Here is a 5,766-nt window from a genome sequence, read left to right as displayed (position 1 = left end):
CCATTCACCAGCAGGGCAACTACCCGTGTGACCATGAACTAATGGCTTCTAAAGTTGGTACGCCGATTGCAGGGTGAGGCCTGTAGGTTAGTCTATCGGCGTAAGTGCCCGGGTAGAGTAGCCCGCCTTTGATTCACCCCATACTACTCCTACCAGCCCCCGGCTAAAGGCGGTAGACCCCAATACTATGCACCACTCCGATGCGCGGCTAGTTGCCCAGTTTATTGCGACCAGGGATGAGCGGCTATTTACTCAGCTTTACCAGCGCTATTACCGTAAAGTATACGCCTCCTGCTTCCGCTTTATGAAAGAAGAAGAGGCCCGGGACCAGGTCCAGGAAATCTTTGGCAAGGTATTTACCCGGCTGCATACGTTCCGGAGCCAGTCCAGTTTCGCTACCTGACCATTTGTGCCGACCCGACATCATTCTCGGCCGCGATCGGCTAAAAAAAAGCCGGTTCCTCCCCCTGGAGAGGGCAAGTGCCACTGATTATTACGCTATACAGGATGATTCCAGCCTGGAGGAGCGGTGGAATCAGGCCCTGGCCACCCTTAGCCGCCTGCCCCCGGGCGAGCAGCAGTTGCTCCAGCGGCGCTACATGGGCAATCAATCGATCGAGCAGCTGGCCACTAACTCCTGCCTTAGCCAGAGTGCCATCAAGATGCGTTTGAAGCGGCCCCACGATCAGGCCCGGCTGCTCTACAAACGGGGCGGCTTGGCCCTGAATTGAGCTAGGCTTTAGGGGCAAGGCTAAGGGCTGGCCGACTCAGGTAAAGCAGCCAGGGGCCAGCCAACTTTAAGCTGCTTATCAAGCAGATACATGGTGATTTGCTGAGAGACCGTCGAGAGGAGAATACCCTGCTGCCGAAGCAGGGGAATCGTCCTGTCTTGCCAGATTAGAAAAGCATCCAGTTCCCCAAAGCAGTCTCTAAGCCCGGTGCCCGCCCCCAGTAGCTCCAGAAAAGCGATCTGGTGGTGCAGGGGAATAATATCCAGCAGATGCTGGTGCTCAGCGTACTCCTCACCCTCCACCAGCAGCAGGACGGCGCGCTGAAAGAAAAGAATAGCTAATTGATTAATGCGATCGGGGGTAAGCTCCATGCTGAGAACTCGTAAAGCCGGGCAGTTTTACCGGGTCATTAGTAGCTACTTTAGGACGGCCAACCGATTTCTCAGTCACCCCCTCGATAGCTTCTTGATCAATAGGTCTACGGCTCAGGATAGGGGCAGCTGGTAAACAAAGTCGACGAAAACCGACTTGGTCTATGAAAGGTGGGCCAGGTGAACGTACTTTGCCCGCCAGTGCCCCCGGGCAAACACGCATTGATTTTAAGGATATGACCCAGTCAGCGATTCACTTTTTCACGCCCCAGGATAACGCTCCGGACGGGCCAGTAAAAACCAACGAAAAGAGCCCCCAGCTGCGGGGCTATATCTCCTCCAGCGGCAAGCTGACCCTGCCCCTGTCCACCCTTGAGCAGCTGGGCCTGGCCCACAGCGCCTTTCTGGTGGGAACCGACGCGGGCAAACGCCGCATCAAGACGCTGTATCTGATTCCGGCCGAGCCAGGCGAGCCGGAGACCTTTACGATGAGTCAGGGCGCCAAGAGCCGCTTCATTGAGCTGGGACCCCTGCTCAGAAACAACGGCCTGGACTTTGGGGCTACCAAATACAGCTTCAGCGTAAGTCCCTTTACGTATGAGGGCCAAAGCGCCTACGCTTTAGCGCTTAGGGAAGAGAAGGCGGCTGATGCCCAGCAACCCAAGGCCCCCTACATGGGAAAGCCCCGGGGCCGAAGGAAGAAAGGGCAGTAGAGCACTGCCCTGCTGACCAACCTAGCCGGTCTTGGCCAGAACGAGCCCTTACCCGCACTTGGAGGGACCGAAGGGACTACCCGCTTTGAGACTGCCCGGGGCGCTGATCAGCAGGCAAGGACGCCTTCACCTTGTCCCGGGCGCGCTTCAGGCGCATCTTGACAGCACTCAGCGTCAGGTGCGCCTCACGGGCCAGGGTGGCCAGATCTTTCTGCGCCAGGTACTTCTCCCGCAGCAGGTCCCTGTCAGCGGTAAGGAGTTGTTCCAGGGCGCACTCGAGCTGTTCCCAGCGCTCCTCCAAGGCAGACTCGTCGCTCTCTTCCAGAACTCCATGTCTGGACTCAGGGTGACCAGTCGAGTTGGCCGCTGCTTGGCCAGCAGCGCTAAACAGTGGTAACGGGTGATCGTAAAGAGCCAGGTCGAAAATTTGGCCTTCCCCTGGAAGGTATCCAGCCGGGCGTAAACCTTGATGAAGATCTCCTGGGCCTGGTCCTGGGCCTGGTGGGGATCTCCCAGCAAACGCAAACAGGATCGGTACACCTTTCGGCAGTAGCGTTTGTAGAGAAGGGTAAAGGGGCGTTCATGCCTGGTCACTAGAAAATCCGCAACCAGGGCCTCATCGGTTGGCGTACTATGCATACCAAACTGGATACTACCTGACCGCCTCAAAAGACCAGCCAGGCAGGTGGATAGAGAAAATGAATCCGATGAGGCTGTAAGCGTCCAGAGCTGACCCGCGAATGGTCTTTACTCCATCAGCTATTCGGAATTGGTAATAGTACTGTTATGATGATCATTTGTTAATTTGATACCATAAGTATCCATGTTACCGCCTGTATACTTAGCTTAACTGACTGATACATAGAAGATAACCGTAGGATATTTTTTCTGATATCACTAAACAGGGGATGAGTACTGCCCAATTATCAGTGATCAATAGATACTTGCGTGTCCATGTTGGCCTGGCGGGTGTCCGTATTACTACTTCCCTGAGAAAGCGCTCGCTACGCTGGTCGAGCCAAGTGGCCGAGCCTTCTGCCCTGGCACAAACACCTCCACGGCCTCTTCACTTAAATAACACGCAAGAAAGCGGTCCATTTGAGTGAAGCGGCCCACGCTGCCTTGCAAGAATAGCCGGGCGTCGTAGCTTTAGGGCATCAATTGGGGCCACTTGGTTCCAAATGGTGTGGATAAAGGAGAAAGCAGACCGGCGTTGCCAGTCTGCTTTTTTGTTGACCACCCTCGCCTGCCGCCCGGCTGATGGCCCAGCTTCAGCCGCCAGAGGGCAGGCGCTCCCAATTACGCGTAGCGTTTTGGATTACTTAATTAATTTTACGCAATTTAAGTATGTTAATACTTAAGTGTTTTTATATTTGTAAGTCCACGCGCAGACTAACCGATGCGCTACCATGAACAGCCATGAAACAATCCCGCCAGTTATGGGTGATTGACGACGATGAAGATGAGCATTTTTTGATCCGAGCCGCGCTGGCCCACCTCTTCCCGGGCGTGCGGCTGGTGAGCTTCTACAGCGGCGAGGCGTTTGTGAATCACCTGACCCAGACCGAGCTGGTGCCCCGCCTGGTACTGCTGGATCTGAACATGCCCGGCTTCAACGGTTTTGATACACTGCTGGCGACCAGGATGCACCTGACGGGCACGCAATTGCCGGTGATCATGCTGACCAATTCGGCCAATCAGGAAGATAAGGCCCTAGCCCTGAAGCTAGGGGCCAATGAGTTTTGCACCAAGTCGGGTGACATGGCCATCTTCGAGACCCTGCTGCGGCGGCTAGTTGCCGACTTTGGTTTGCTGGACTGAGCGGCCCAGGGGAATCCCGCCCAGCGGGGTAATCAGCCAGGGGCCTGTCCTTTTCAGATCAGCATGATACCCACCCCGTTCTATTGACCTCCCATGTGGAACCCGCCCTATCCCGAACTTGAGCGCCTGCGGCGGATCATTGGCCACATCAAGGACTGCCGCCGCTGGTGCGGTTTGGATGCCGACGATGCCCGGATCAATCTGTGTTTACTGTCTGCCCACCGCTGATTTTGTTTACTGGATGGAGCTTCAGGCGGAGCTACAGTGGCCTGATGCGGCCCGTCGGGCGGGCCCTCCCGACGACCGCTCTAGGTGAGCCAAAAAAAGAGGACTGCCCCAAGGGAGCGGTCCTCTTTGCCTTACACGCAACTTTGGCAACAAACGCTACTGCTACTACAACAAATGCTACTGCTACGACAACAAACGCTACTGCTACGACAACAAACGCTACTGCTACGACAACAAATGCTACTGCTACGACAACAAACGCAACTACAGACTCAGGACGCCTCAGTCGAGTGCCTCCCCGGCGGCCTCTGTCCGGTGACGGGTGTAGTGGCGGATGGCCGCGCTCAGGGGATAGGTATCCTCATCGATGCCCCAGCGGGCCAGGGCCCGCTCGGCGGCGTCTTTAAGAAACCGGGTGGTTTCCAGCCGCAGCTCAATCTCCTCCCGCAGGCGCTGGCGAAACGAATTGGTCACAAAGGTGTTGAAGGCCACCGCCCGCGCCGGGGTAATACTCTCAATACATCCCGCGCGCATCTGCCACTCGGGGATCTGGATGGCGAGCGTTTCGGTGAGGGCTCCATCGGATACCGCCTGGCCATCGGCCGAGCGCCGCTCGCGCTGAAGCAGGGCAAACAGATACGCCGAATAGGGATTGAAGGGCTTGCGCTGCTCGCGGGAAACAAACAGGGCCTCTCCTTTGGTGGAGGCCAGGATGATGCGTTTGACCAGGGGTGTGACCGGCAGCGACAGATTACGACAGGAAGCGGAGGAGGACATCAAAGCGAGGCTGAATCAAGACTAGGGTAAAGCTACGGGGTCACTAAAACGGCCAACAGGTCACTACTCTCACAGCGTGAGGGTAGTGACCTGAACGGGAAAAATGGGCAACCAGCCGCAGGCACGGTGGCCCAGGCTGCGTAAAAGGCCAGCCCTACTGGCTTTACTGCACCAGGAGCACCGCCCATGAGAAGAGAAGCGACCCAAGAGCACCAAAGGGCAACCCGCATCGGTGGCCAGCAAGGCCTGCTAGCCGCCGGTATCGGCCTGCTGCTGGCCCTGGTGCTAGTGGGGAGCCTGCTGGCCGCCGATGGCGTGGCCCTGGGCTCGCAGCTGGCCCGCTTTGGCTACTGGCTGAACCTGGGAATCGGGGGCCTGATCCAGCTGCTGGGCGGCTACGGCTACGGGCGGCTGGCGGGCCGACAGATCCTGCTGAGCAGGCGCAGCTGGCTGCTGGTTGGGGGCGGCTGGGGGCTGGCCGTCTTGCTGACCACCTCGCTGCTAAGTGGCTGGACGGGCTTTTTCCAGGAAGGCCTGGGCCACCTGGGGACGGCGGACGAACCCTTTGAGGACTATATCTATAAACCATTTTTCTGGCTCTTTACGGGCGGACTGCTCCCGGCAATGCTGGTGGGCAGCTGGTTTGGCTGGCGGGTGCGCAAGCGCTTTAAAGGCGATTGATGGCTTTGGGCCGTTTTGGGGCTAGAGCGCATTGGCTCAGTCCCCGTCATAGGGATCATCCCCGTAGTCCTCCTCGGGCTCATCGGCAAAGGGATCATGCTCGGGCTCCTCTTCCCGGTAGGTATCCCGGGCGAAAAGACACCCCTGGTAGAGGATCTGCATGGCCGGGGAGAGCACCCCGGGGCTGCGCTGGATCACTACCTGGCCGGTGGCGGGCTCCAGGCTGGCGTGGACAAACTGGCTGTGGCCGTGCTGGGCCGAGAGGGCCGACAGGGCCTGGGAAAAAGTACGGGGAGAATCGGATTGGGACATGGGTAAGCAAGGGAATCAGGGTTAAAAAAGAGTCAGTTGACAGGGGGCTTCGGTGGTCCTGCCGGGGGCGGGCCTGTGGGCCAGCCCGGCAGCGACCAGGGGCAGGGACGAAACAGGTGGTCCGGCCCCTTC

The 5,766-nt window shown here is 57.9% G+C and carries 9 protein-coding genes and 1 pseudogene; 5 read left to right on the top strand and 5 right to left on the bottom strand.

The features are described 5' to 3' along the window. Positions 1-187 precede the first annotated feature (187 nt). Both J2I46_RS32415 and J2I46_RS32410 read left to right on the top strand, forming a co-directional pair. A complete protein-coding gene (locus tag J2I46_RS32415) occupies positions 188-403 on the top strand; it encodes an RNA polymerase sigma factor (RefSeq protein ID WP_207333271.1) in 216 nt (71 codons plus the stop codon). 4 nt (positions 404-407) lie between these two features. After that, complete coding sequence (locus tag J2I46_RS32410) at positions 408-731, top strand: sigma-70 RNA polymerase sigma factor region 4 domain-containing protein (RefSeq protein ID WP_207333270.1); 324 nt, start codon at positions 408-410, stop codon at positions 729-731. A gap of 20 nt (positions 732-751) precedes the next feature. On the opposite strand, the gene J2I46_RS32405 is transcribed toward J2I46_RS32410, so the two are convergent. Next, positions 752-1,102, bottom strand: coding sequence for a hypothetical protein (locus J2I46_RS32405; RefSeq protein ID WP_207333269.1), 351 nt, complete (start codon positions 1,100-1,102; stop codon positions 752-754). A 164-nt stretch (positions 1,103-1,266) separates the two neighbouring features. Between J2I46_RS32405 and J2I46_RS32400 the strand changes: the two genes are divergently transcribed. Beyond that, positions 1,267-1,815: a hypothetical protein gene (locus J2I46_RS32400; RefSeq protein WP_207333268.1), complete on the top strand. Its 549-nt coding sequence runs from the start codon at positions 1,267-1,269 to the stop codon at positions 1,813-1,815. Positions 1,816-1,891: 76 nt separating this feature from the next. Here the strand turns inward: J2I46_RS32400 and J2I46_RS33115 are convergent, their stop codons facing one another. Both J2I46_RS33115 and J2I46_RS33640 read right to left on the bottom strand, forming a co-directional pair. Beyond that, entirely contained in the window at positions 1,892-2,116 is a 225-nt protein-coding gene (locus J2I46_RS33115; RefSeq protein WP_229380060.1) for a sigma factor-like helix-turn-helix DNA-binding protein, read from the bottom strand. Between the two features lie 71 nt (positions 2,117-2,187). Then, a pseudogene (locus J2I46_RS33640) lies at positions 2,188-2,454 on the bottom strand (RNA polymerase sigma factor); the annotation flags it as partial. A 780-nt stretch (positions 2,455-3,234) separates the two neighbouring features. On the opposite strand from J2I46_RS33640, the gene J2I46_RS32390 reads away from it, so the two are divergent. Beyond that, on the top strand, positions 3,235-3,636 hold the full coding sequence (locus J2I46_RS32390; RefSeq protein ID WP_207333266.1) for a response regulator: 402 nt from the start codon (positions 3,235-3,237) through the stop codon (positions 3,634-3,636). Positions 3,637-4,146: 510 nt separating this feature from the next. On the opposite strand, the gene J2I46_RS32385 is transcribed toward J2I46_RS32390, so the two are convergent. Next, positions 4,147-4,641, bottom strand: a complete 495-nt coding sequence (locus tag J2I46_RS32385; RefSeq protein ID WP_207333265.1) for a hypothetical protein — start codon at positions 4,639-4,641, stop codon at positions 4,147-4,149. Positions 4,642-4,827: 186 nt separating this feature from the next. On the opposite strand from J2I46_RS32385, the gene J2I46_RS32380 reads away from it, so the two are divergent. Beyond that, a complete protein-coding gene (locus J2I46_RS32380; protein WP_207333264.1) occupies positions 4,828-5,322 on the top strand; it encodes a hypothetical protein in 495 nt (164 codons plus the stop codon). Between the two features lie 36 nt (positions 5,323-5,358). Here J2I46_RS32380 and J2I46_RS32375 read toward each other — a convergent pair whose 3' ends face one another. Further along, positions 5,359-5,634: a hypothetical protein gene (locus J2I46_RS32375; protein WP_207333263.1), complete on the bottom strand. Its 276-nt coding sequence runs from the start codon at positions 5,632-5,634 to the stop codon at positions 5,359-5,361. Between the last annotated feature and the right edge of the window lie 132 nt (positions 5,635-5,766).

The sequence above is a fragment of the Fibrella forsythiae genome, from assembly GCF_017353175.1.
Classification (GTDB): domain Bacteria; phylum Bacteroidota; class Bacteroidia; order Cytophagales; family Spirosomataceae; genus Fibrella; species Fibrella forsythiae.
This window is presented reverse-complemented; position numbering and strand designations above follow the sequence as displayed.